The 23,029-nt window shown below is 73.0% G+C and carries 24 protein-coding genes; 3 read left to right on the top strand and 21 right to left on the bottom strand.

Translation table 11 applies throughout. The features are described from left to right. Positions 1–70 precede the first annotated feature (70 nt). From ACOOHE_RS08525 to carA, 17 genes are all read right to left on the bottom strand, one after another. Entirely contained in the window at positions 71–1,450 is a 1,380-nt protein-coding gene (locus tag ACOOHE_RS08525; protein WP_420457377.1) for a GWxTD domain-containing protein, read from the bottom strand. 66 nt (positions 1,451–1,516) lie between these two features. Continuing rightward, the gene (gene tpiA / locus ACOOHE_RS08520) at positions 1,517–2,260 is read right to left on the bottom strand and encodes a triose-phosphate isomerase (protein ID WP_420457376.1); all 744 of its coding nucleotides are present in this window, start codon (positions 2,258–2,260) and stop codon (positions 1,517–1,519) included. Between the two features lie 169 nt (positions 2,261–2,429). Beyond that, the gene (bcp, locus tag ACOOHE_RS08515) at positions 2,430–2,897 is read right to left on the bottom strand and encodes a thioredoxin-dependent thiol peroxidase (RefSeq protein ID WP_420457609.1); all 468 of its coding nucleotides are present in this window, start codon (positions 2,895–2,897) and stop codon (positions 2,430–2,432) included. 1 nt (position 2,898) lies between these two features. Then, a complete protein-coding gene (gene surE, locus ACOOHE_RS08510) occupies positions 2,899–3,723 on the bottom strand; it encodes a 5'/3'-nucleotidase SurE (protein WP_420457375.1) in 825 nt (274 codons plus the stop codon). Positions 3,724–3,928: 205 nt separating this feature from the next. Next, complete coding sequence (gene panB, locus ACOOHE_RS08505) at positions 3,929–4,765, bottom strand: 3-methyl-2-oxobutanoate hydroxymethyltransferase (RefSeq protein WP_420457374.1); 837 nt, start codon at positions 4,763–4,765, stop codon at positions 3,929–3,931. Positions 4,766–5,251: 486 nt separating this feature from the next. Beyond that, positions 5,252–5,857 carry an OmpH family outer membrane protein gene (locus ACOOHE_RS08500; protein WP_420457373.1) on the bottom strand — a complete coding sequence of 202 codons (606 nt, stop codon included), beginning with the start codon at positions 5,855–5,857 and terminating at the stop codon, positions 5,252–5,254. A 52-nt stretch (positions 5,858–5,909) separates the two neighbouring features. Further along, entirely contained in the window at positions 5,910–6,452 is a 543-nt protein-coding gene (locus tag ACOOHE_RS08495; RefSeq protein ID WP_420457372.1) for an OmpH family outer membrane protein, read from the bottom strand. A 100-nt stretch (positions 6,453–6,552) separates the two neighbouring features. After that, entirely contained in the window at positions 6,553–9,027 is a 2,475-nt protein-coding gene (gene bamA, locus ACOOHE_RS08490) for an outer membrane protein assembly factor BamA (RefSeq protein ID WP_420457371.1), read from the bottom strand. 382 nt (positions 9,028–9,409) lie between these two features. Further along, positions 9,410–10,207: an isoprenyl transferase gene (locus ACOOHE_RS08485; RefSeq protein WP_420457370.1), complete on the bottom strand. Its 798-nt coding sequence runs from the start codon at positions 10,205–10,207 to the stop codon at positions 9,410–9,412. A 209-nt stretch (positions 10,208–10,416) separates the two neighbouring features. Beyond that, positions 10,417–11,178 (bottom strand): BON domain-containing protein, encoded by a 762-nt coding sequence (locus tag ACOOHE_RS08480; RefSeq protein WP_420457369.1) that lies wholly within the window; start codon positions 11,176–11,178, stop codon positions 10,417–10,419. A gap of 199 nt (positions 11,179–11,377) precedes the next feature. Beyond that, positions 11,378–14,245 (bottom strand): carbamoyl-phosphate synthase large subunit, encoded by a 2,868-nt coding sequence (gene carB, locus ACOOHE_RS08475; RefSeq protein WP_420457368.1) that lies wholly within the window; start codon positions 14,243–14,245, stop codon positions 11,378–11,380. Positions 14,246–14,325: 80 nt separating this feature from the next. Further along, positions 14,326–14,544 carry a hypothetical protein gene (locus tag ACOOHE_RS08470; RefSeq protein WP_420457367.1) on the bottom strand — a complete coding sequence of 73 codons (219 nt, stop codon included), beginning with the start codon at positions 14,542–14,544 and terminating at the stop codon, positions 14,326–14,328. A 4-nt stretch (positions 14,545–14,548) separates the two neighbouring features. Then, a complete protein-coding gene (locus ACOOHE_RS08465; RefSeq protein WP_420457366.1) occupies positions 14,549–14,995 on the bottom strand; it encodes a DUF3291 domain-containing protein in 447 nt (148 codons plus the stop codon). Positions 14,996–14,999: 4 nt separating this feature from the next. Continuing rightward, on the bottom strand, positions 15,000–15,674 hold the full coding sequence (locus ACOOHE_RS08460; protein ID WP_420457365.1) for a hypothetical protein: 675 nt from the start codon (positions 15,672–15,674) through the stop codon (positions 15,000–15,002). Positions 15,675–15,677: 3 nt separating this feature from the next. Continuing rightward, positions 15,678–16,139: a hypothetical protein gene (locus tag ACOOHE_RS08455; RefSeq protein WP_420457364.1), complete on the bottom strand. Its 462-nt coding sequence runs from the start codon at positions 16,137–16,139 to the stop codon at positions 15,678–15,680. Then, complete coding sequence (locus ACOOHE_RS08450) at positions 16,090–16,275, bottom strand: hypothetical protein (RefSeq protein ID WP_420457363.1); 186 nt, start codon at positions 16,273–16,275, stop codon at positions 16,090–16,092. Before ACOOHE_RS08450 ends, ACOOHE_RS08455 begins: the two co-directional genes overlap by 50 nt. Beyond that, positions 16,268–17,413, bottom strand: coding sequence for a glutamine-hydrolyzing carbamoyl-phosphate synthase small subunit (carA, locus tag ACOOHE_RS08445; RefSeq protein ID WP_420457362.1), 1,146 nt, complete (start codon positions 17,411–17,413; stop codon positions 16,268–16,270). Before carA ends, ACOOHE_RS08450 begins: the two co-directional genes overlap by 8 nt. Before the next feature lie 216 nt (positions 17,414–17,629). On the opposite strand from carA, the gene ACOOHE_RS08440 reads away from it, so the two are divergent. Beyond that, a complete protein-coding gene (locus tag ACOOHE_RS08440; protein WP_420457361.1) occupies positions 17,630–18,253 on the top strand; it encodes a hypothetical protein in 624 nt (207 codons plus the stop codon). Positions 18,254–18,377: 124 nt separating this feature from the next. Continuing rightward, positions 18,378–19,145 carry a hypothetical protein gene (locus ACOOHE_RS08435; RefSeq protein WP_420457360.1) on the top strand — a complete coding sequence of 256 codons (768 nt, stop codon included), beginning with the start codon at positions 18,378–18,380 and terminating at the stop codon, positions 19,143–19,145. 206 nt (positions 19,146–19,351) lie between these two features. On the opposite strand, the gene ACOOHE_RS08430 is transcribed toward ACOOHE_RS08435, so the two are convergent. Beyond that, complete coding sequence (locus tag ACOOHE_RS08430) at positions 19,352–20,023, bottom strand: deoxynucleoside kinase (protein WP_420457359.1); 672 nt, start codon at positions 20,021–20,023, stop codon at positions 19,352–19,354. 203 nt (positions 20,024–20,226) lie between these two features. On the opposite strand from ACOOHE_RS08430, the gene ACOOHE_RS08425 reads away from it, so the two are divergent. Further along, entirely contained in the window at positions 20,227–21,060 is an 834-nt protein-coding gene (locus tag ACOOHE_RS08425; protein WP_420457358.1) for a hypothetical protein, read from the top strand. A 57-nt stretch (positions 21,061–21,117) separates the two neighbouring features. On the opposite strand, the gene folK is transcribed toward ACOOHE_RS08425, so the two are convergent. From folK to ACOOHE_RS08410, 3 genes are all read right to left on the bottom strand, one after another. After that, the gene (folK, locus tag ACOOHE_RS08420) at positions 21,118–21,630 is read right to left on the bottom strand and encodes a 2-amino-4-hydroxy-6-hydroxymethyldihydropteridine diphosphokinase (RefSeq protein WP_420457357.1); all 513 of its coding nucleotides are present in this window, start codon (positions 21,628–21,630) and stop codon (positions 21,118–21,120) included. Continuing rightward, positions 21,627–22,004 (bottom strand): dihydroneopterin aldolase, encoded by a 378-nt coding sequence (gene folB / locus ACOOHE_RS08415; RefSeq protein ID WP_420457356.1) that lies wholly within the window; start codon positions 22,002–22,004, stop codon positions 21,627–21,629. The genes folK and folB overlap by 4 nt, the downstream gene beginning before the upstream one ends. An 86-nt stretch (positions 22,005–22,090) precedes the next feature. Beyond that, a complete protein-coding gene (locus ACOOHE_RS08410; RefSeq protein ID WP_420457355.1) occupies positions 22,091–23,023 on the bottom strand; it encodes a hypothetical protein in 933 nt (310 codons plus the stop codon). Positions 23,024–23,029: the final 6 nt, after the last annotated feature.

The following is a 23,029-nucleotide window of genomic DNA, read 5'->3' as shown; positions in this document are numbered from 1 at the left end:
GTGCGCCCTACCGAGGGCCGAGGCAGGCGCGGGTCCGCCGGACGTGGCACGGCGCTGAACGGCCGCAGCCCTACGGCACGACGCCGGACCGCCACTGCCGCTGGGCCTGGCGGACGAGGTCGGAGTAGATCCGGCTCCGCTGCAACGTCAGGACGGTGAACGGCGCCCGGTCGCCGGCCCGACCGGCGGTCCTCTCGAACTCGAACACGGACGGGGCGGCGCCGCCCAAGGCGTACGACCACCGCTCGCCGGTCGGCGTGGCCTCAACGAAGCGGGGCGGGCCGAGCAGGACGTAGAGCATCCCGCGGTCCGTCTTCCACCCGTCCTTGTAGGTCGCGAACAGCCGGTTCGCCTCCTCGACGCGCTCGTAGTACGCGCGGACCGTCGCCGCGGCCAGGCGCCGGTCGTCCAGGCGGTCGCCCCAGAACCGGTCGAAGGCCCGCCGCCGCTCGCGCGTGGTCTCGGCGGCCTCCAGCGCGTCGAGCTCGCCCGGCGACGCGAGGTAGACGAGCGGCCCGAGCAGGTCGCCGAGCCGGGTCACCAGCGGGTAGTCGCGGCGGCGGACGACGAACGTCCGCTCGGCCCGGTCGAGCGCCCGGCCGTCCGGTCCGACCAGACGGACCTCGGCGCGGTAGACGCCGGGCCCGAGCGCCGGCAGCGGCGCCACCACGTCGAGCGCCGGCGACGGGTCGAGGACCGTCTGCCGGACGACCTGGACGGTGTCGACACTTCCCACGTCGACGCCGCGCCCGATCAGGCCGAGCTCGGTCGGCGTAAAGTCGTCGGCGCGCACGGCGGGGGCGTCGTCGGCGTCGAGGCGAACGACGGCGAACGCGGTCACGGCCCCATCGGGCACGTCGACGGCCTGGACGACGGCCCGGAGCGAGTCGAGCCCGGCCGGCACCGACGCCGCGTCGACCGGGCCGACGGCGCCGGCCGCGTCGGCCCCTTCGAACCGGAGCCCGCCCAGCGTGGCCGCCGCCGACGGCGACGGCACCACGACGACGGCGGACCGCTCGGCCGTCCGGTCGCTCGCCTCGTCCTCTACCACCCCCCGGACCACGTAGCGGCCGGGCGGGACCTCGAACCGCTCGACGCGCCACACGGGCACCGCGTCCCGGGCGGCGGCGGCGTCGGCCACGCGCAGGGTGTCGCGGGCGGACCGCGACCGGGCCGCGCCCCCCTCCTGCTCGACCGTCACCACCCAGCTCGCGACCGCGGCGAGTCCGTCGCCCGACGGCCGGAAGATGACCGACGCGGGCGGGACGCCGAGGGCCACGTCGATGCCGGTCGAGTCGTCGCGGACGGTGGCCACGGCGTCGAGCACGAACACGGGCTCGCCCGCGCGGTAGGCCACGCTGGCGGCGTCGAGCCGGGGCGGCGGCGGGCCCGAGCCCACGCAGCCGGCAACGGCCAGTAGGACGAGGCCCGCCGAGAGGGCGCCACGCATGGCGTCCCTACGGTCGCGAGCGGGTCGGGGCGTCCGGCGACAAGAGGACGAGGCCAGCACGGGCCGTCAGCACATCGACGCCTCGGCCGCCGCCACGATCGCGGCGAACGACTCGGCGTCGAGGCTGGCGCCGCCGACGAGCGCGCCGTCGAGGTCGTCCTGGTCGAACAGTTCGGCCGCGTTGTCGGGCTTGACGCTGCCGCCGTACAGGATCTCGACGTCCTCGCCGTCCTCGAACCGCTCGCCCAGGGCCCGGCGGATCGCCGCGTGCATGGCCTGGGCCTGCTCTGGCGTCGCCGTCCGGCCCGTGCCGATGGCCCAGACCGGCTCGTAGGCCACCACCAGGTCGGCCGAGTCGACGCCGTCGAGCGAGGCCGCGAGCTGGGCCAGGACGATGGCTTCGGCGTCGCCGGACTCGCGCTCGTCCAGGGTCTCGCCGACGCACAGGATCGGGGCCAGCCCGGCGGCCTGGGCCGCCCGGACCTTCTCGGCCACGAACGCGCTCGTCTCCCCCATCTGCCGCCGCTCGGAGTGGCCCACGATGACGTACTCGACGTCGAGGTCCGTGAGCATCCCCGCCGAGACCTCGCCCGTGAACGCGCCGCCGTCGGCCGGGTGGAGGTTCTGGGCGCCCAGCCGGACCTCGCTGCCGCGCACGCGCTCGGCGACGGCGTCGAGCCAGACGGCCGGCGGGCAGATCGCGACGCCGACCTCGTCGGAGAGGTCGGCGGTGGCCCGCACGATCTCGGCGGCCAGGCCGACCGCGTCGGCGTGGCCCAGGTTCATCTTCCAGTTTCCGGCAACGAGCATTGGGGGTGGGGATAGCGTCCAGGGGGCGAATGGCGGCCGGCGGCCGCTCGGTCGGAGGGCGCTCGGTCGGAGGGCCGCCGCGCCCGGTACGGCGACGGGGCGGCGTTCGTTCGCGACGGGCTCGCGCGGCGAGGCGCCGGGCCACCCGGTCGGTCCATCGAGCGAACCGTCAGGGATGAAGCCGGGCCAAACGGTCCAGAATCTCCTGGGCGTGGCGGTCGGTCTTAGGCCGCCTGAACACGTGGAGCACCCGGCCGTCGGGCCCGATCAGGAAGGTCGTCCGCTTGACGCCGACCGTCTTCTTGCCATACAGGTTCTTCTCGCCCCAGGCGCCGTAGGCGGTCAGGATCTCGCGGTCCGGGTCGGCGAGCAGCGGGAACCCCAGGTTGTATTTCTGGGCGAACCGCCGGTGGCTCTCGACCGGGTCGGGCGAGACGCCGACGACGGCGACGCCGGCCTCCGCCAGCTCGGCCGTGTGGTCGCGGAGGTTGCACGCTTGTGTGGTGCAGCCGGGCGTGTCGTCCTTGGGGTAGACGTAGAGCGCGAGCGGGCGGCCGGCGAAGTCGGCGAGGCGGACGGTGGCGCCGGTCTGGTCGACGCCTTCGAAGGGCGGCGCGGGGTCGCCGGGCGCGGGCATGTCAGCCATCGGTCGGGATCGTGAGGGCGTCGGCGAGGGCGCGGACGAGGTCGAGGCGGTCGTGGGCCGTGAGGTCGAGCTGGAGCGGGGTGACCGACACGAACCCGTCGCGGATGGCCGCCAGGTCCGTGTCGTCGCCCTCGTCGAGGTCGACGAACCGGCCGCCGAGCCAGTAGTACGGCCGCTGGGTCGGGTCGAACCGCTCCTCGAACTCCTCCTCCCACCGCGACCGGGCCTGGCGCGTGGCCCGGATCCCCGCGAGGTCCGCGAGCGCGAGGTCGGGGACGTTGACGTTGAGCAGGACGCCCGGCGGAAGCCCGTCGGCGAGGACGCGCTCGGCGAGCTGGCGGGCGGCCCAGCCGGCCGTCTCGAAGTCGGTCGGCGCCCAGGCGTCGTGGGAGACGGCGAAGGCCGGGACGCCCAGGATCGTCGCCTCGGTCGCCGCGCTGACCGTCCCCGAGTACATCACGTTGACAGCCGTGTTGGGCCCGTGGTTGATGCCGGAGACGACGAGGTCGGGCGGGCGCGGAAGCAGCTTCTGGGCCGCGATCTTGACGCAGTCGGCCGGCGTCCCCGTCACGGCGCGGGCCCAGACCGGCCCGCTCGGCCCGTCGAACACCCAGGGGTGGACCCGCATCGGGTCCCGGACCGTGATCGCGTGGCCGACCGCGCTCTGCTCGGCGAACGGGGCCACCACGGCGAGCGTCCCGAGCCCGTCGAGCGCCGACGCCAGCGCCGCGATCCCCGCCGCGTCGATCCCGTCGTCGTTGCAGATCAGGACGAGGGGCCGGTCGGTCGGGGCGTCGAGCGGGTCGGGACGAGTCACGGACGGGTGGACGGGTGGACGGGTGGACGGGTGGACGGGTGGACGGGTGGACGGGTGGACGGGTGGGAAGATGCCACCGCCCACGCCCCCGGTGGGCCGGAGAGCCGCGAGTTGCCCGGAACTTTTCGTCGGCCGCCCGTGCTCACCGCTCACCGCTCACCGCTCACCGCTCACCGCTCACCGCTCACCGCCCACGGCTCACCGCTCAGTAGCTCTCGTCGTCGCTGGGGAACGCCCGCTGGCGGACGTCCTCGACGTAGCGGCCGACGGCGTCCACGACCGTCTCCCCCAGGTCGGCGTAGTGGCGGACGAAGCGGGGGTTGAAGTCCTTCGTCAGCCCGAGGAGGTCGTGCGTCACGAGCACCTGGCCGCTGCACCCGACGCCGGCCCCGATCCCGATCGTCGGCACGTCGACGCTGGCGGTGAGCTCGGCCGCGAGCCCGGCCGGGATCTTCTCGAGCACGACGCCGAACACGCCGGCCTCGGCCAGCTTCTTGAGGTCGGCCCGGGTCTGGTCGGCCTCCTCCGTCTCGCGAGCGCGCACCTTGTAGGTCCCGAACTTGTAGATGCTCTGGGGCGTCAGCCCGAGGTGGCCCATGACCGGGATGCCGGCGGCCAGGATCCGGCGGACCGACCCGAGCACGCGCGAGCCGCCCTCGAGCTTGACGGCGTGGGCCCCGGTCTCTTTCATCACCCGGATCGCCGACCGCAACGCCTCGCGGCTCGACCCCTGGTACGCCCCGAACGGCAGGTCAACGACGACGAGCGCCCGCTGGACGCCGCGGACGACGCACTGGGCGTGGTAGATCATCTGGTCGAGCGTGATCGGGAGCGTCGTCTCGTGGCCCGCCATCACGTTCGACGCCGAGTCGCCGACCAAGAGCACGTCGACGCCGGCCTCGTCCAAGAGCCGGGCCGAGGTGTAGTCGTAGGCCGTCAGCATGGCGATCGGCGTGCCCTCGTCGCGCATCGTCTGCAACGTCTGGGTGGTCACGCGGCGGACGTCGGCGGCGGTCGCGGAGTGGACGGTCTGGGTGCTCATCGGGCTCGGGGAGGGGCCGGAGGATACGGCGTCTGCCTCGCTCTCTCGCGGGCGGGGTTGCCGGGGACCACGCCGAGCGCATGCGGCCTCCTTCCCCCCGCTGTCCGGCGGGTCGCCGAGCCCGTCCTGAGCGGATCCAAAGGGCTCCGCGCTCGGACCGTCCGTTCCACCCTGTTCGTGCCGACCCCCTGCGCCCCTTCCGGTCGCTGCGCTCCCAGGTCGGGGAGCTGTCCCCCTTGAAGGGGGACCGTCCGGGTGCCCGTCGAGCGGAGCGAGGGGCGCTCGGACGGGGGGTTCTGCCGCCCGCCCGCTCTCTCGCCGGAGGCCGCCCTTGGTAGGGCGCGAGCCGGCGGGTTGCCCCTATGGCCGGACGTCGCGAGGAACGGCGCGAGGCAAAGCCGGATGGGACGACCAGGCTCGGTACGACCCCACAAAAAAAGGCGCCGCCTCGACCGAGGCGGCGCCCTGAAGGCCGAGCGGGTCCGGCTACTGACCGGGCACCGAGACCGGCGGGGCCTGGGCCTGCGGCTGCTGGCCGACCGGCGCCGAGTTCGGGTCGATCCCCAGCCGGCCCATGATGGCCGGCGTCAGGTCGTCGACGCGGTCGCTCCGGTAGAGGAACACCGGGGCGTTGTTGGCGACCGTCGGGAGGACCAGGTCGTAGCTGCCGGCGGCGGCCTCGGCCTGGATGGCCTCGTCGATCCGGTTGAGGACGGGCTGGAGCAGCCGGGCCTCGGCGTAGCTGAGGTACTGGAGCCCCTGGACCTCGGCCTGCTCGATGTCGTTGCGGAGCGCGAGCAGCTCCTGCTGGCGCTCCTGGCGCGCGGCGTCGGTCGCGAGCGGGCTCTGGTCGAACGTCTGGTACGCCTCGAGCTGGGTGTTGAACACCTGCTGGAGCGAGTCCTGGACCACGCGGACGCGCTGGCCGACGGCGGCCTGCTGCTGCTGGAGCTGCGTCTGGACGTCAGCGAAGGCCGGCATCCGGATCACGATCTGGTCCGTGTCGACGAAGCCGACCTTCATCGGCTGGGCGAGGGCCGCCGGCGCGAGGGCGACGGCGACGGCGGCGAGGAGGAGACGGCGGAGGGTCATGGGGGGAGTCGGAGTCGGGTGGAGAGGGAGACGGGGGGCCGTCTCTCAGCGGTTAGCGGGTGGCGGCGGTCCCGCCCGCCCCGAGCCCGATCCCGAGCTCTTCGAGCACGAGCGGGGTCAGGTCGTAGCGGGACCGGGTGAACAGGAAGACGTAGTCGCCCGAGCGGTCGAACACGTAGTCGTACTCGCCGTCGTCGGCGACGGCCTCGACGGCGGCGAGCAGCCGCTCCTGGGCCGGGCGGAGCTTGGCTTGCTGCTCGCGGAACAGCTCGCCCTGGGGGCCGAAGTAGCGGCTCCGGAGCGCGTCGCGCTCGGACCGCTTGTCCCCGATCAGGGCCTGCTGGGCCTGCCGCTCGTCGTCGGTGTACAGGATCTCGCGGGCGGCGAACTGGTCGGCCATCCGGTCGGCCTCGGCCGTCAACGCGGTGACCTCGGCCTGCCACTGCTGCGTCAGCCGCTCGAGCTCCTGCTGGGCCGACTGGAACTCGGGCATCTGGGCCAGGACGTCCGCCGAGTCGATGTACCCGATCTTCTGCTGGGCGAGCGCGGGGCCCGCGAGGACGGCGGCGAGGAGGGCGAGGGCGAGCAGGCGCATGGGGTGAGGGGGAACGGGTGAAGAGTGATGGGGACGGAGCTGGGGGGTTGGGGAGGCGAGGCCGAGGGCCCTTCGCCCACGTCCCTTCACCCCTCACCCACTACCGGCCGCCGAGCGAGAACTGGAAGTGCCAGCCGGGCTGGGCCTCCTCGAGGTCACTCCCGGACGTCCCCAGTGGGGCGAACTCGTCGATCCGGTAGCCGAGGTTGACATCGACCAAGCCCAGAATGGGCAGGAAGATCCGGGCGCCGAAGCCGGCCGAGCGGAAGAGCCGGGCCGGGTCGTAGTCCTCGAACCCGTCGTACGTGTTGGCCGCGTCGGCGAAGAGGTAAGGCGCGAGCGAGAGCTGGGGCGTCTGGAACAGCAAGATGCCGAGCTCGGCCTCGTACTTGTTCAAGATCCGCCCGCCGACCGGGACCCCGTTCTGGCGCGGGCCGACGGCCTCCAACGGGTAGCCCCGCAGGAACACCAGGTCCCGGCCGAACCCGCGCGAGATGCTCGACGTCCCCGACGCCTCGAGCGGGGTCCCGCCGATGAGGTACCGCTGGAACCGGACGTCGTCGCCCGTCAGCGAGCCGATGTAGCCGAACCGCGTCCGGACGCTCGCCGTGAGCCGCCCGGCGACCGGCGTGTAGAACGCCGACTCGAGGTCCCACTTGTGGTACTGGATAAAGTCGCCGATGGGCGGGGCGACCGTCACCGTGAGCCCGAGCTGGGACCCGCTCTGGGGGAAGGTCGGGTTGTCGAGCGCGTTCCGCGACAGCGACTGGCTGACCGTGAGCTCCTGGCTCAGGCCCTCCGGCAGCACGTTGCTGTTGAGCCCCTCGACGTCGTAGAGCCGGTAGCCGAGGTTGGTCCCGGTCGTAAAGAAGTCGTCGGGCCACTTGAGCCGCTGGCGGTAGAACACCGACGCCGAGGCCGTCGAGTACAGGCCGCCGGTCCCCGTCAGCGACGAGAACTGCTGGCGCCGGTACGAGAGCGAGAACCCGACCGGCGTGGCCCGGCCCCGGAACCACGGCTCGGTAAACGAGAGCGAGTAGATCTGGGCTCGCGTCCCGTAGGTCTGGACCTGGAGCGAGAGCTGCTGCCCGTCGCCGGTCGGCATCCCGCCGCCGACGCCCTTGACCAGGTTCTGGACCGAGAAGTTGGCGAACGTGACCCGGGCCGACAGGATCAGCCCGATGTTGCCCCCGCCGTAGCCGCCCGAGAGCTCGAGCTGGTCCGACGACGTCTCGGCCAGGTTGTACACCAGGTCGACCGTCTTGTCCTCCTCGTTGACCTGGACGGCCGGGCCGGCGCCGAAGCTGGCCGGGTCGAAGTAGTTGAGCGTCGAGAGCTCGCGGACGCTCCGCTCGATGGCCTGGCGGCTGAACGGCTGGCCCGGGACCGTCCGGAGCTCGCGGCGGATCACGTGCTCCTTGGTCCGCGTGTTGCCCGCGATCCGGACGTCGCCGAACTCGTAGACCTCGCCCTCGGTGATCTCGAAGAACAGGTCGAGCGAGTCGCCGGGCGCCTCGACGATCTCGGGCGCGATGTAGAACTCGTAGTAGCCCCGGTCCTGGTACAGGCTCGTGATGTCGGTCTTGTCCTGGGTGTAGTACAGGTTCTGCTCCATCCGCGTCCGGTCGTAGGCGTCGCCGGGCGAGAGCCCGAGCGCGAGCTGGAGCTGGGCGTCGGAGTAGACCGTGTTCCCCTCGAAGACGACGTCGCGGATGTGGTACTTCGGCCCCTCGGCCACCTCGACCTCGACCACCAGCTCCTCCTCGCCCTCGTCGGTCACCCGGGTGAACACGGAGTCGCGGACGACGCGGGCGCCGTAGTAGCCCCGGTCGTTGTAGTAGCGGACGAGCGCGGCCAGGTCCTCCTCGAACTTCTCGTCGTCGAACGTCTCGCGCTTCCAGAACCGCCACCACCGGCGCTCGGGCGTGTTCTTGAGCCGGCGCTGCAACGTCCCCTCCGAGAACACCTCGTTGCCGACGAACCGGACGTCGGCGACCGACTGGCGCTCGCCGCGGTCGACGGTGAACGTGACCGTGACGCGGCCGTCGCCGTCGGTCGTCTGGGCCACGTCGATCGACGGGTCGCGGTAGCCGGCCCCGCGGAGCTCGTCACGGATGGCGAGCCGGGCCCGCTCGACGTCGGCCGGGCGGACGGCGCGGCCCCGCAGCAGCGGGATCCGGGGCGTCACGTCGTCGACCGTCGACGACTTGAGCCCCTCGATGGTGAACCCGGCCAGGCGCGGCTGCTCCTCGACCTGGATCGTCAAGAACACGCCGTCGCCGGCAATCTCGGTCGCCTCGATCTCGGCGTCGGAGTAGCCGCCGCGCGAGTACAGCAGGCGGACGGCCTCGCCGAACGAGGGGTCCCACGGCAACGTGACCCGGCTCCCGGGCCGGAGCCCGCTGATGGACCGGGCGAGGGCCTCGCTGTTCGCGTCGAGCGCGCCCTCGACCGAGAGCGACAGGATCTCGTAGGTCTGGGCCGGGGTCGCGGGCGCGGCCGTCTGCGCGAGGGCAGGCGCGGCGGTGACGAGGAGGACGGCGAGGGCGCGCAGGGGTGCGAGCGATCGAGTCATGCGGAGCGCGGCGGCGGGACGGGCCGGCGGAAGCCGGGCGGAGCGACGGAGGGTACGGCGGGGCCCCGAGGGGGCGGGCGCAGAGACGGCGAAAACGGCACGTCTGGGCGTGGCTTCCCGAACGGCACCCTGGACGGCTTATTGCAACCGGGCCCGGAGGGCGCCGCGTCTTCCCCTAGCGGAGGGCGGGGCACGCAAGCGCTGAGGTCGGAGCCGACCGTACTGCGTAGCCCCACGTTGCACTCTACCCATCCGGGACCGGGGACGGAGGACGGGAGACCGACTCTCATGCCTGTCCTCGGTCCACGGCCTCCGGTCTTGCGAGGCCGATGTCCACCCCCCGCGACCAAGATGGGTGCCCCGTATCCACCCGAAAGGCGCGCTAGGCGTCGGCCACGCGGCCGTAGCGGCGGTCGCGGTCCTGGTAGCTCCGGATGGCGTCGTAGAGCGCCTGGCGGCGGAAGTCGGGCCAGTACTTCTCCGTCACGTACAGCTCGGTGTAGGCGACCTGCCACAGGAGGAAGTTGCTCAGCCGCATCTCGCCCGCCGTGCGGACCAACAGGTCGGGGTCGGGCAGCCCCCGCGTCAGCAGCGCGTCCGAGACCGTGTCCTCGGTGATGGTGGCCGGGTCGAGCGCGCCGGCCTGCGCGGCCCGGGCGATCTGGCGGACGGCCTCGGTGATCTCCCACCGCGAGCCGTAGCTGAGCGCGAGCGTCAGCGTCATCCGCGTGTTGCCGGCCGTCAGGTCGAGCGACTCCTGGAGCTCGCGCTGGCCCCGCTCGGGCAGCCGGCCGAGGTCGCCGATGGCGTGGAGCCGGATCCCGTTGCGGTGGAGCTTCTCGGCCTCCTTCCGCAACGTCCGCACCAGGAGCTCCATCAGCGCCGTGACCTCGGCCGCGGGCCGGTGCCAGTTCTCGGTCGAGAACGTGTAGAGCGTCAGGTGCTCGACGCCGATCTGGGCGCACGCCTCGGTCACGTCGCGGACCGACACGACGCCCTCGCGGTGGCCGGTGACGCGCGTCTTGCCCCGGGACTTGGCCCACCGGCCGTTCCCGTCCATGATGCACGCGACGTGGGCCGGGATCGGCCCGCGCGCTTTCAGCCCGGCCTGCGCCTGCTGGTCGGCCACGCTGGGCTCGGCGCCGGAGAGGCGGACGGGCGTGTCGAGGGCGTGCGGCATGGGCCGAAGGTAGCCCGGCTGCCGGCCGCGTTCCCCTGAGGTCCCGCGAATCCGGCGCGGGCCACAGCCCCTCCCCCCTTCCGCCAGCGCGCGGCTAGGCGCCAGGGCAAGAGGCGGGCCTCCCACCCCGCGCCCGATGGACGTTCTAAACCGCAGCGGCCCACCCCGGAGGGCGGGCCGCTGCCGTGCGCGGTACGGCTCGGGCCCGGCTACGAGTCGTCGTCGCGGCGGAGGGTCAAGCGGTTGTGGACGTCGTCGACGCCGCGGACGGACTCGGCGATGTCCTCGGCCCGGCGCTTCTGGGCGCGGTCCGAGACGGTCCCCGTCAGCGTGACCTCCCCGTCCTCGGCCGTGACCTGGATCCTGGAGGCGTCGACCCGACCGTCGTCGGTCAGCCGCTCGTTGACCTGCTCGACCATCCGGTCCGCCGACCGCGCGTAGCCCTCGGGGCCGACGCCGGCGTGGGGCCCGTCGTAGCGCGAGCGGCCCGCCAGGGTGTCGCCCTCGTAGCGGCCCCGGTACCCGTTGTGGTCCCCGAAGTCGCGGACGTAGCGCCGGTTGTAGTCGCGGTCGTACCGGTCGTCGAGGTACGAGTCGTCGTCGCGGTCGGTGGAGCGGTACGTGTCGCGGTCGGACCGGTCACGGCGCGCGTAGCGGTCGTTCGCGTAGCGGTCGTCGTCGTACTCCCGGTCGCGGATGCCTGGGTCCCGGCCGGGGTAGTTGCGGACGTCGTCGACGGGGCCGCGGCCGGCGTAGTCCCACCGGTCGGGACCGCTCTCGCGCTCGTAGCCGTCGAACTCGCGCTCGAGGTCGTCGCGAGCGTCGTCGAGGCGGTCGTCGCGGTCGTACCGTGCGCGGGAGCGGTCACCGTAGCGGTCGTCGTCGGACCGGTCGTAGCGGCCGGACCGGTTGGCCCCGTAGAGAGTGCCGCGTCGGTAGCGGCGGTCGGAATCGGAATCGTAGCGTGCCATGAATAGAGGGGAGAGAGAAGAGGAGGTCGGGCAGAGCCCGCGGTCTCCTCTTCCACCGTCCCTCTCCCCGCCAGATCCGACGGCGGGGGAGTTCGGGGAGGGCGCCACTCGGTACGGAGCCGATCTCCCAGGGCCCGATGGGGGGCTCCCCCACCGGCCGGAGCGCGGGACCGGCCACACCCTGGCGCCGTCCCGTTCGTCAGCGCGAGAGGTAGAGGTTCCGCATCTCGAACGGCTTCGCGATGTGCTCGTCCGTGATGTCGTCGACGAACGCGATGGCCTCGCCGGTCGACTTCATCTCGGGGCCCAGCTCCTTGGTCACCTCGGGGAACTTGTCCCACGAGAACACCGGCTCCTTGACCGCGAACCCTTCGAGCGTCGACTCGAGGTCGCCGGCCTCGCGGAAGTCCGCCAGCTTGGCCCCCATCATCAGCTTGGCGCCGATCCGGGCGACGGGGACGCCCGTCGCCTTGGCCACGAACGGGACCGTCCGCGAGGCGCGCGGGTTGGCCTCGATCACGTAGACCGTCTCGACGCCGCCCTTCGACTGGACCGCCAGCTGCGTGTTCATCATGCCGACCACGCCCAGGCGCGTGGCGATCCGCTCGACCGTCTGCCGGATCGTGGCGATGGACGAGTCGCTGAGCGAGAACGGCGGGATGACGGCCGTCGAGTCGCCCGAGTGGACGCCGGCCGGCTCGATGTGCTGCATCACGCCGGCGATCCACACCTCGTCGCCGTCGGCCAGGCAGTCGACGTCGACCTCGACGGCGTTCTCCAGGAAGAGGTCGAGCAGGATCTGGTTGTCCGGGAACAGGGTCAGGATGTTGGCGACATACTCGGCCACCTCGTCCTTGTTGATCGCGATCCGCATGCCCTGGCCGCCGAGCACGTAGCTCGGCCGGATCAGGATCGGGTAGCCGATGGCCTCGGCCACCTCGACGGCCTGCTCGACCGTGTGGGCCATGCCGTAGGGCGGGAACGGGATGCCGAGCTCCTCGAGGATCTGGGAGAACTTGCCCCGGTCCTCGGCCAGGTCCATGTTCTCGTAGGGCGTCCCGAAGATGGGGAGCCCCCGCGCCACCACGTCGCGCGCGAGCTTGAGCGCCGTCTGCCCGCCGAGCTGCAGGATGATCCCGTCGGGCGCCTCCAGGTCCACGATGTCGGCGACGCGCTCCCAGAAGACGGGCTCGAAGTAGAGCTTGTCGGCGATGTCGAAGTCGGTCGAGACCGTCTCGGGGTTGCAGTTGATCATGATCGCCTCGTAGCCCATCTCGCGCGCCGCGAGGACGCCGTGGACGCACGAGTAGTCGAACTCGATGCCCTGCCCGATCCGGTTCGGGCCGGACCCGAGGATCAGCGCCTTCGGTCGGTCGCTCCGCGTCGTCTCGGTCGCCTCGGGGTCGCCGGCGCCGTCATACGTTGAGTAGAAGTAGGGCGTCTCGGCCTCAAACTCGCCGGCGCAGGTGTCGACCACGCGGAACGTCGGCGTGAGCCCCAGGCTCTTCCGGTACTCGCGGACCTCCGCCTCGGTGCTCTCGGTCATGCGCGCGATCTGGACGTCCGAGAACCCGTGCCGCTTGAGGCGCAGCAGCGCGTCGCGGTCGAGCTCGGCCAGCGGCGTGCCCTCCGTCGCCTGCTCCATCGTGACCAAGTCCCGAACCTGGTTCAAGAACCACGGGTCCACCTTGGTCACGTCGTGGACCTCGGCGACCGACGCGCCCAGCCGGAAGGCGTGGCGGACGTGGATCAGCCGGTCCCAGTACGGACGCGCCAGCCGGTCGCGGACGACGGCCCGGTCGGGCAACATCCCGTCCAATCCCGAATGCCCTTGCTCCAGGCTCTGGAAGGCTTTCTGGAGCGACTCCGTGAACGTCCGCCCAATCGCCATCACCTCGCCGACCGCCTTCATCTGGGTCGTCAGGACCTCGTCGACGCCCTCGAACTTGTCGAAATTCCAGCGCGGGATCTTGGTCACCACGTAGTCGAGCGCCGGCTCGAAGCACGCGCTCGTGGTCCCGGTCACCTCGTTGGGCAGCTCGTCGAGCGTGTAGCCGACGGCCAGCCGCGCGGCCACCTTGGCAATCGGGTAGCCCGTCGCCTTCGACGCGAGCGCCGACGACCGCGACACGCGCGGGTTGATCTCGATCACGATCATCCGCCCCGTCGCCGGGTCGACGGCGAACTGGATGTTGCACCCGCCCGCGAACGTCCCGATGGACCGCATCGCGCGGATCGCCGCGTCGCGCATCGCTTGGTACTGGGGGTCCGTCAGCGTCTGCTGCGGGGCGACGGTCACGCTGTCGCCGGTGTGGACGCCCATCGGGTCGAGGTTCTCGATGGAGCAGATGATGACGACGTTGTCCTTCTCGTCGCGGAGCAGCTCGAGCTCGTACTCCTTCCATCCAAAAAGACACTCCTCGATCAGGACCTCGTGGACGGGCGACAGCTCGAGCCCGCGCGTGACCTTGGTGTCGAACTCGTCGGCGGTCCAGACGATGCCGCCGCCGGCCCCGCCCATCGTGAAGCTGGGCCGGATGACGATGGGCTTGAACCCGCCGATCCCGCCCGCGCCGCCGGCCAGCTCCTGGGTGATCTCCTTGGCCTCCAGCAGCGACTTGGCCACGCGCGACGCCGCCTGGTCGATGCCGACCCGCTCCATCAAATCCCGGAACGCCTGCCGGTCCTCGGTGATGTGGATCGCGTCGATGTCGACCCCGATCACCTGGATCCCCTCGCGCTCCCAGTAGCCCTGCTGGTGGAGCGTGTCGGCGAGGTTGAGCGCCGTCTGGCCGCCCATCGTGGGCAACACGGCGTCGGGCCGTTCTTTCTCGACAATCTCCTTGATGCTCGCGGCCGTCATCTCCTGGAGGTAGACCACGTCGGCCGACATCGGGTCGGTCATGATGGTGGCCGGGTTCGAGTTGAGGAGGACCACGCGGTAGCCCTCCTGGCGGAGCGCCTTGGCGGCCTGCGTCCCGGAGTAGTCGAACTCGCAGGCCTGCCCGATCACGATGGGGCCGGAGCCGATGAGCAGGATGGTCGAGATGTCGGTGCGCTTGGGCATTCTTCGGTACGGGGTACCAGGTACGGGGTACAGGGGGATCGGAGACGTACCCGGTACCCTGTACCGAGTACCTGCGGGCGCTAGCCCGCCGAGAAGCCGCCGACGGTCTTGGTCTCCTCGCGCTCGACGACGACGAGCGCGGCGAACTGGGCGGGCGCCGTCGCCCCGCCGGTCCCGCCCATGGCAGACGTCGACACGAGCCGCCAGTCGTCGTTTAGGAGGGCCGTGAGCTCGTCGACGCTCTCCGCCGGGTGGCCGGGCGTGTAGTGGACGACGAGGACCTTGCGTTCTTTCGCCATGGGATCAGGGGGTGGGCGCCTCGAAGAGGCGTGTGAAGGTGAACGCTTGGGGCGTCGGGCCCTCGGCGTGGAGACGGTCCAAGCGGTCGCCGGCCTCGGCGGGCGTCGGGCGGTGGCCGGCCGGGACCCACCACAGCGCGTAGTGCGGGCGGCCGAACGCCGAGAACCACTCCTTCCGGCGCTTCACGTAGTGGGCGTGGCCCGAGCGGTAGGTGTAGGCCCGGAGGGCGTCGACCGACTCCCAGACACTCATGTTGATCAAGACCGTGTCGTCGTCGAACACGCGGAGGGCCGTCGCGTCGCCGTCGTCGTCCTGGAGCCGCCAGACGAAGCCGGGCGACCGCTCGGCCAACAGGTTGATCGGGTCGAGGGCCCGCTTGAACTCGGCCATGACCGGCCCGTCCATGGGGCCCAAGATCCGGCCGACGTTGACTTGCGCGAGGTGGTGCATCGGGTCAGCGGCCGACGGGGTGCCACAAGTCGTCGAACGCCGCCGGCTCGCCGATCACCGACGCCAGCATCTGCTCCACCAACTCGGACCCGGTCATGCCGGCCCGCTTGGCGACGGCCTCCAGCTCGGCGGACAGTCCCGATTGGAACGAGGTCAGGTCGAACCGCCAGCGTCCGTCCTCGCGCGAGAACCCGAACTGGAGCGTGGGAACCGGCCGGCCGGCCGACTCCAACGTGGCCGTGGCCCGATCACCGCGAACCGTCACGCGCCCGAGCTCGATCCGCTCGACGCTCTCGCGCCCGATCCACCCGCGGTCGACGCCGTACACGAACGCCGAGACGGGGTCCATCGCGCGGAGCGTGTCGGCCGAGACGCGGCCCCGCAGGGCGAGCACGAGCAGCTGGTGGATCAGCGGCTCGCGGGCGACGGTCGCCGAGTCGGCGTCGAGCGCGAGGTCGAGCATCGCGCCGTAGTAGCGGACCGTCGCGGCGTCGACGGCGTCGAGCGCGGCCCGTCCGTCCGACGCCAGGACGGCCGTCCGGTACGCCTCGAACGCCTGGGCGACGGCGGCCGGGTCGTCCTGGGCGGCGAGCGGCGGGGCCGCCAGCGCGAGAAGCGCCAGACCGGCGGCGAGGCGCCGCGCCAGCGTGGACCGATGGAGAACGTGAGGGAGGCGCATGGGTCAGGCGGACGGGTCTCGGCCGTCGATGAGTGCGTGGAGCGCGGCCACATCGAGCTGGTCCTTGGGGCGGAGCGAGTCGCTCTTGAGCCGGAGTAGGCCCTCCGCGCCAAGAAACCGGACGGCCGCGCCGTCCAGGTCGTGGACCACAGAGAGCGGAAGCAGATCGGCGTAAGTGTGGCCGCTCATCACCGTGAACACGTCGATGTCGAAGTCCTCGGCGATCCGAACGCAGCCCTCTTCGAGGGGGAAGTCGTCGGGCGCGAGCCCGGCGGCGGCGCCGGACCCGAACGTGGAGAGGACGTCGATGAGGCGCCGGAGGTTGGGCGGAGAGGGCTCGACGAGCACGTCGACGTCGATCGTGGCCCGAGCGAAGCCGGCCTTCGCCACGGCCAGCCCGCCGACCACGAGGAAGTCAACCCCGGCCCGGGACATCGCGGCCAACGCGCTTGCGAACGTGAGCATCGGGGTTGACGGGGAGGATGCCGAGCGACCGGAGGTGCTGGCGGAGCCGCCAGACGACCGCGACCGGCTCGCGCTCGCGCGGCGTGCCGACGGTCTTGCGGACGGTGCCGCGAGGGTCGGGGAGCGTCTCAGGCATCGGCCTCGACGGGGTCGGCGTCGGGCTCGGGCACGGCGGGCGGCGCGGGCGCCTCGCCGTCCATCAGGGCGACGAACTGGTCGAACAGGTAGCGGCTGTCGTGGGGGCCTGGGCACGCCTCGGGGTGGTACTGGACCGAGAAACCGGGGAACCGCGAGAACCGCAAGCCCTCGACCGTCCCGTCGTTGAGGTTCCGGTGGTCGACCTCGGCGACGCCCTCGCTCCCCTCCTCCCGGACCGCGAACCCGTGGTTCTGGGTCGAGATCTCGACGTGGCCCGTCGTCAGGTTGAGGACGGGGTGGTTGGCGCCGCGGTGGCCGACCTTCATCTTGTACACCTCCAGCCCCTCCGCGAGCGCCATCAGCTGGTGGCCGAGGCAGATCCCGAACGTCGGCGTGCCGCTGGCGATCACGGCCCGGGCCGCGTCGATGGCCTCGGGCATGGCGCGGGGGTCGCCCGGCCCGTTCGAGAAGAAGACGCCGTCGGGCTCCCACGCCATCACGTCCTCAACGGGCGTGCCGGCGGGGAACACCCGAATGGCGCAGCCGAGCGCCGCGAACGACCGCAGGATGTTCCGCTTGACGCCGTAGTCGAACACGGCCACCCGGCGCTCGCCGTCGGCGCTGAAATCGTACGGCTCGGCCGTCGTGACGCCGCTCGCCAGCTCGAGCCCGTCCATGCTCGGCGCGGCCTGGGCCTTGGCCACCAAGGAGGCGTCGTCCAGGTCGACCGACGAGATCACGCAGTTCATCACGCCCCGCTGGCGGATGTGGCGGACGAGCCGCCGCGTGTCGACGCCTGAGATGCCAACGAGGCCGTGGCGCACCATGTAGGCGTCGAGCGTCTCCTCCATTCGGGCGTTCGACGGGTCGCGCGAGAACTCGCGGACGACGAGCCCGGCCACGTGGGGCCGGTCGGCCTCGGTCGCCGCCTCGAAGGCGCCGTAGTTGCCGATGTGCGGGTACGTCATCAGCATGACCTGGCCGGCGTAGCTCGGGTCGGTCAGGATCTCCTGGTACCCGCTCATCGACGTGTTGAAGCACAGCTCGCCCGCCGTCTCGCCGACGGCGCCGACGGCGGTGCCGGCCACGACGGTGCCGTCTTCGAGGGCGAGCTTGGCGGGGCGGGGGTCGGTCATGGGCGCGGGCACAAAAAAAGCCCTCCGAAAAACGGAAGGCTCAACGGCGGGAGGGCCGCAACGGGGAAGGCGAATCGGGAAAGGTCCGGGGGGCGGGCATGGCGTCCGACGGCTCCGACGAAGGTACCGACGGATTCCGACCGGGCGGGCCTGGCCGTCATCGGATTCACACGGCGTTGAACCGGAGACGCCCGCGTCGCCCTCAGCGTCCGCCCGATGGTCCGTCCGCACCAGGTGACCGGGCCGACGGCGCGGTACCGTTCGCTCTCCTCCGCCCCGTCGCCCGATGTCCGGTTCGTCGCCCTGGTCGTTCTCCTGGTCCCTCTCCTCGCCGGGTGCGTGTACACCCGCCCGGCCTCGCTCGCCTCGCCCGCCGACCGGGCCGAGGTCAACGCCCGGGCCGAGCGGGGCCACCCCGTCCTCGCGCTCGCGGGCGAGCGGGGCCGCCAGGTCCGCGCGCTGCGTGTTGGCCCAGACACGACGACGTGGGTCGACAAACGGACCGGGGAGGCCCGCTCGGCGCCCACGTCGGACGTGACCGCCGTGTCGTTCCGGCGGGACGGGGCCGGCGCGCTGAAGGGGGCCGCCATCGGCGCGACCGCCGGGGCCCTGCTGTACTACGTCATCGCCCACGTCGACCCAATCCCCCTACTCCCGCCGAGGCTCGCGGCCGGGCTCGGAGCGGTGGCCGCCGCTCCCTTCGGCGCGCTCGCCGGCGCGGCCGTGTCGGAGCGGCACGTGTACCGCGTCGTCCCCGAGCCCGAGGTCGCGCGGGCGGGTCCGCCGTGCGGGGGGCCCCCGCTCGCGTGCGCGGCGCCGGCGCACGGGGCCGGGCGGTAAGACCCGCACCGCGGGCGGAGTGGCCTCGGTCCGTGCGAGCTTGCGCCCTCCGCCCGGGATGGCGTTGGGCTCGCGGCCGAGCACCTCCGCGCACGGCCCGGCGCTCTCGGCCCGTTCCGCCCCCATGCCCGACGCCGCCCGGCTCCCCTCCCGCCGCGACCGCCACGCCGTCACGCGCGCGCTGGCGAGCCTCGCCGCGAGCCTGGGCCTAGTCGTCGCCGCGTTCGTGTGGTGGCCCGACGTCGACCTCGGGCCCGACCTCCCGCGCTCGGCCCCGACGCGCGAGCAGGTCGTGTTCGAGATGGTCGAGCCAACGCGCCAGCCGCCGCCGTCGGCGCTCCCCCCCGCCCCGCCCCCGGCCCCGACGCCGTCGGAGCGCCCGCCCGTCGAGGTCCCGGACGAGCGGCTGGCGGAGGAGATCGTCCGCGACATCGAGCTGCCCGTCGTGCCGGCGCCCCGGCCGTCGCCTCGGCGGTCGCCCGCCATCGGGCCGCCGGCCCCGCCCGCGCCAGGCCCACCGGCGCCGGGTCCGCCAGCGCCCTCCGGCCCCCCGCCCGCGGCCGACCGGATCGTCGAGCGGCCGGACCGGAGCCCGCGGCTGAGCGGGCAGGCGCTCCCGGTGTACCCGCGCGGCGCGTCCGTCTCCGGCTTCCGGGGGAGCGCGCGCGTCCGCGTCCTGGTCAACGCCGGGGGCCGGGTGACCGACGCCGAGATCGTCCAGCGCGTGACGTTCGACCGCGACCGCGAGGTGGCCGTGGCCGCGTTCCCGCCCGAGTTCGACGCGGCCGTCCTGGAGGCCGCCCGCCGCCACGTGTTCCGCCCCGCGCGCGACGGCGGCGAGCGCGTCCGCGCCTACGCTTTCATCTCGGTGTCGCTCGACCCGCCGGAATAGGGTTCGGAGTTCGGAGTTCGGAGAAATGGCCGTCTCTGGAATGGGCCGCAAGCTCAGAGGCCACAGGTTGCCCGGAACTTTTCCACGGCCGCGAGTCCCCCGTCCCCCGTCCCCCGTCCCCCGTCCCCCGTCCCCCGTCCCCCGTCCCCCGTCCCCCGTCCCCCGTCCCCCGTCCCCCGTCCCCCGTCCCGGCGAGCGCAGCGAGCCTAGAACGACAGCTGCATCGTGTCGGGCGGGTTGAAGTAGGCCGTCCCCCCGCGGACGCTCGCCATCTGGCGGACCAGCTCGTCGAACGTGGCCGGTGCCCCCACGAAGTCGATCCGGCTCGCGTCGACGATGAGCAGCGGGCTCTTGGTGTAGTGGAAAAAGTACTGGTCGTAGGCCTCGACCAGCTCGGCGAGGTACCCCCGGTCCATGTCCGACTCGTAGCTCCGGCCCCGCAGCGCGACGTTGTGGAGCAGCCGGTCGACCGACGACCGGAGGTAGACGACCAAGTCGGGGACCGGCGCCGCCGGCTCCATGATGCCGTAGAGCGTCTCGTACAGCCGGACCTCGTCGCCCGACAGCGTGACGTGGGCGAAGATCCGGTCCTTGTCGAACGAGTAGTCCGAGACGACGTGGGGCACGAACAGGTCGCGCGTGGCGAGCGCCTTCTGCTGCTTGAACCGGCTCGCGAGGAACGCGAGCTGGGTCTGGAAGGCCCACCGGTCCCGGTCCGTGTAGAACCGGTCGAGGAACGGGTTCTCCTCGAACTCCTCGAGCACCACCCGGCCCCCCGCCCGGTTCGCCAGCATCCGGGCCATCGTCGTCTTGCCGGCGCCGATCACGCCCTCGACGACGACGTAGCCGAGGTGGGCGGGGAGCGTGGGGGCGGGCATGGCAACGGGGTGGCGGGGCCTAAAGATCGAGACAGCGCCCCCCTCCGGGACGTTGACGATTGGGTGATTCCGCCGGTCTCCTTCCCACCCCGAGCGGCCTGGAGAATCCGAGATGGCCCCCGCCGCCGTCCACGCTCTGTCTCCGGTTACAGTCCCCGCACACGACACTTTAAAGTCCCATCCCCCCCGCCGATACCCGGGGCATGACCTCCCCGGCCTCCGCCCCTACCTGGTACGACGCCACCGCCCGCGTGCCGCGGCGGGGCCAAGTCGTCCGCGTGCTCACGGCGACCGGCGTCGACCACGTGGCCCAGTTCCTCGTCCACCACACCGAGGCCTGGCCGTCGGGCGCGGCGTGGTCGCTGGGGCAGAGCCGGGCCTGGCTCCCCTTCGCCGACGTCGTCGCGTGGTCGCCGGACCCGGAGGCCCGCCCGCAGCAGGACCGGCGGCACCAGGACCGCCGGCGCGCGTCCGCCACGGCCATGGCCGTCACCGCCGCGGCCGTCGCCGCGGCCGGCCCGGACGCCGACGAGCCCCCGCAGCGTCCCGCGGTCTTGGACGAGCTCCGCACCGAGATCCGCCGGACGCGGGCCGTGCTGACGCTCATCCCGGCGGAGTGCATGGACTGGACGCCGTACCCGTCGCTCCCGTCGCTCCGCGTGCTCGCCCTCCGGCTCGTCCGGATCGTCGCCCGGGTCGGGTGGATCCTCGAGTTCGACGAGGTCGAGCTCTCGTTCGAACCGACGGCCGACGACCTGGCCGCCGTGACCGACCTGGTCGCGGCGTACCACGCCAACGAGCGCGAGGTCGAGGCGCTGATGGACGGCGTCGGCGCGGGCGCGCTCCGGGCGCCGTGGTGCCTCCAGGAGAACGGGGAGCCCGTCGCGCGGATGACCCGGGGCGACGCGCTCCGCCAGCTCGGGCTCACCCCGATCGTCTACCACCGGGGCGAGACGGCCCTGCTCCTGACGGCGCTCGGGCTCCACCCGCCCCACCCGTACCCCGTCTGGGCCTTCGACGACGCCCCGGCCAACTGAGCGGACGGCCGGCCCCCCGTCCGGCGAGTCCGTCTCTGTTCGGGCTTGGGAGAGGGGTCACGGCCAGAGACGCGCCGACGTCCGCTCGACGCGGCTCGTGTCCGGACAGTCGTCCAGGAGGTCGGCCACGCTCCGCCCGAGGCCGGGGACGACGCGGTCGGCGGCGACGTCGGCGAGGGGGACGAGGACGAACCGGCGCGCGTCGAGGGCCGGGTGCGGCACCGTGAGGTCGGGCCCGGCGATCTCGTCGTCGCCCCAGAGCAGCAGGTCGAGGTCGAGCGGGCGCGGGGCCCAGCGCTCGGCGGCGGGCTCGCGACCGGCGGCGCGCTCGATGGCGCGGAGCGCGCGGAGCAGCGCCGGCGGGTCGAGGCGGGTCTGGAGGCCCACGACGGCGTTGAGGTGGTCGGGCTGGGGCGCGGCCCCGGGCCGGACGAGCGCCGCGGTCTCGTAGACCGCGCTCGACGCCACGACGGCCGTCTCGGGCAGCGCGTCGAGCGCGGCGACGGCGCCGCGCAACGCCGCCAGCCGGTCGCCGAGGTTCGCCCCCAGCGCGACGAACGCCTCGGTCACGACCCCGGCGCGTGGTGGACGACGACCTCGGCCCGGTCGCACGGCCCGCCGACGGGCGGGTTCGGCTTGCGGACCGTGACCTCGACCGACGCGACGGCCGGGTACGCCGCCCCGACGGCTTGGGCGATCTGCCACGCGACCCGCTCGATAAGGGTCGCCGGCGTCCCCGTCACCACGTCGCGGACGAGCGCGTAGACCCGCTCGTAGTCCACCGTTTTCGACAGGTCGTCCTGCTCCGCGGCCTCCCGCACGTCGAGCGCCATCGCGACGTCGACCTCGTAGCGACCGCCGATCCGGTGCTCCTCCTCCATCACCCCGTGGTGGGCGTAGAACACGGCGTTGACGAGGCGGACCGTAGCGAGGGACGTGGACACGTGGACCCGTGGACATGTGGAGCCCCGAAGATCGCACGGCGCGTCCGAGCGGGGCCCACCCGTCCCCAAGTCCACGGGTCGAGGCCCTACAGCCCCAGCGCGTCCAGCAGCGCCGCGTCGTCCGGCGAGATCGTGCCGCGCTGGCGGGCGTCGAGCAGGCGGCCGGCGTAGAGCGTCGCGTAGAGGCCGAGGACGCCGTCGTCGCGGCGGGCGTGCTCGTCGAAGAGCGCCGTCGCCTCCGGGCTCCGCCAGGCTGGGGGGACGTGGACGGCGCGCGGGCCGAACGGGCCGTCGGTGGCCGGGGCGGGGAAGCTCTTCTCGGGCTCGAACAGGCGCCGGCCGAGGTGGCAGCCCGTGCACTGGGTCGGCACGCGGAGCGCGCGCGGCTCGGTCCGGGTGGCCGGCGCGAGCGCCCCGTCGGGCCCGTAGACGGCGAAGTCCCAGAACCCGTCGGCCCGGCGGACCTTCGCCGTCGTCTCGACGACGACGCCGTCGACGAGGTGCTCGCCGACGATCCAGGTCCCGGCGGGGTACTCCATCGTGCCGGTCTCCGCGAACGCCGTCATCGCCTGCCGGAGCGCGGGCTCGGACACCGAGATCCGGCGCCGGGCCGCCGTCATCACGCCGTCGACCTCGACGGTGAACCGGGGGGAATCCTCGTTGGGGAGCCCGGCCGTCGTCGCGGGCAGGTCGACGGCGTCGGAGTAGCTCGCCTCCAGCATGGCCGCCAGCTCGTCCCAGTCGATGGCGCCGTCGCCGTTCGCGTCGGCGAGCGCGGCGCGGGCGGCCGGAGGCAGCCGCTGCGGGTGGAGCACGTAGGCGTCGCCGTCGCGCGAGAGCAGGCCCGCCTCGACCGGGTCACCGCCGTCGGGCCCGACGTAGGCGCCCAGGACCGAGCCGAGCAGCTTGTCGGGGTCGTCGCGGTCGAGCCGGAGTGGGACCGCGTCGGCCGTCTGGACGTCGACGGGGCCGCCGCCGCAGCCGGCGAGCGCGAGGAGGGCAAGGAGCAGGCGAGTCATGAGAGC

The sequence above is a fragment of the Rubrivirga sp. genome (assembly GCF_965213695.1).
In the GTDB taxonomy this organism is placed as follows: Bacteria; Bacteroidota; Rhodothermia; order Rhodothermales; family Rubricoccaceae; genus Rubrivirga.
This window is presented reverse-complemented; position numbering and strand designations above follow the sequence as displayed.